The sequence below is a fragment of the Pseudorhodobacter sp. E13 genome (assembly GCF_003991405.1).
GTDB lineage: Bacteria > Pseudomonadota > Alphaproteobacteria > Rhodobacterales > Rhodobacteraceae > Pseudorhodobacter.
This window is the reverse complement of record NZ_RPEN01000085.1, coordinates 1-515: the sequence shown is the minus strand read 5'-3', so window position 1 is coordinate 515 and position 515 is coordinate 1. Positions and strand designations below refer to the sequence as shown.

Annotated in this window: 1 pseudogene; it reads right to left on the bottom strand. The window is 58.1% G+C overall.

Annotated elements, in window-relative coordinates:
* Positions 1–515: pseudogene (locus EGN72_RS00205) on the bottom strand (IS3 family transposase); the annotation flags it as partial.

Sequence of the window (515 nt, the reverse complement as noted above, 5' to 3'; positions counted from 1 at the left end):
TTGCATGGACCCGTTGCCCGGCAGCGTTTTGCATGCAAACCGCGAGAGGGGGCCAACAACGCGCCGGGAAAACAGATCGATGACAACTGCGAGATAAAGGAAGCCCTCGTGGGTGCGGATGTAGGTGATGTCGCTCGACCATTGTTCTCGAACCAATGGCGAACAAGGTCTCGCCCCAGAACTGGTCCGGAGCGTTGACATCGAACTCGCGGTTCAGCGTATTGTCGGCCACGACCGCAGGGCTGCCACCATAAGAGCCCGGCTTCTTTTTGTAACCAATCTGGGCCCTTATGCCCGCCAGACGCGCCAAACGCCAAGCCCGGTTGGGGCTGATGTCTTCGCCCATGTCGCACAGATCATCGTGCAGTTTGCGGTATCCATAGACCTCGCCGCTCTCATCCCAAGCCTGCTTCAGCAGCACGGTTTGACGCTGATCTTCCTACGCACGCGGGCTCAAAGGCTCTCTCAACCATGCATAAAAGCCGCTTGGATGAACCAACAGCATCCGGCACATG